We start from the raw sequence: 614 nt of genomic DNA on the forward strand, positions 1-614 counted from the left end.
CCCCATGCACTTCTTCGGCTTCAGCTTCGGCAAGCCGTTGATGATCGGCGACTACACCATCGCCCCCGTGGCGCTGTACTACTACCTGTTCCTGGCGCTGGTGGTGCTGACGGTCATCATCTGCCACCGTCTGGAGAACTCCCGCATCGGCCGCGCCTGGATGGCGATTCGTGAAGATGACATCGCCGCCAAGGCCATGGGCATCAACGTGCGCAACATGAAGCTCCTGGCCTTCGCCATGGGCGCCACCTTCGGCGGCGTGTCGGGCTCCATGTTCGCGGCCTTCCAGGGTTTCATCTCGCCGGAATCCTTCTCGCTGATGGAGTCCATCATGATCGTGGCCATGATCGTGCTGGGCGGCATCGGCCACATCCCCGGCGTGATCCTGGGCGCGGTGGCGCTGTCGGCGTTGCCCGAGATCCTGCGCTACGTCGCGGGCCCGCTGCAGGAGATGACGGGCGGACGCCTGGACGCCGCCATCCTGCGCCAACTGCTGATCGCGCTGGCCATGATCGGCGTGATGCTCTCGCGCCCCCGTGGCATCTGGCCGCCGCCTGAGCACGGCAAGGCCGCCCCGGCGCCGGCCGATGCCGGCAAGTCTTCCGCCACGGTCA

1 protein-coding gene is annotated in these 614 nt (G+C 66.8%); it reads left to right on the top strand.

The genetic code is table 11. From position 1 onward, the window contains the following. Nucleotides 1-614 (top strand): branched-chain amino acid ABC transporter permease (locus ALA01S_RS31365; protein ID WP_169806068.1); only part of this gene is annotated, 614 nt, incomplete at both ends.

This window comes from Azohydromonas lata NBRC 102462, assembly GCF_001571085.1.
GTDB classification, from domain to species: domain Bacteria; phylum Pseudomonadota; class Gammaproteobacteria; order Burkholderiales; family Burkholderiaceae_C; genus Azohydromonas; species Azohydromonas lata.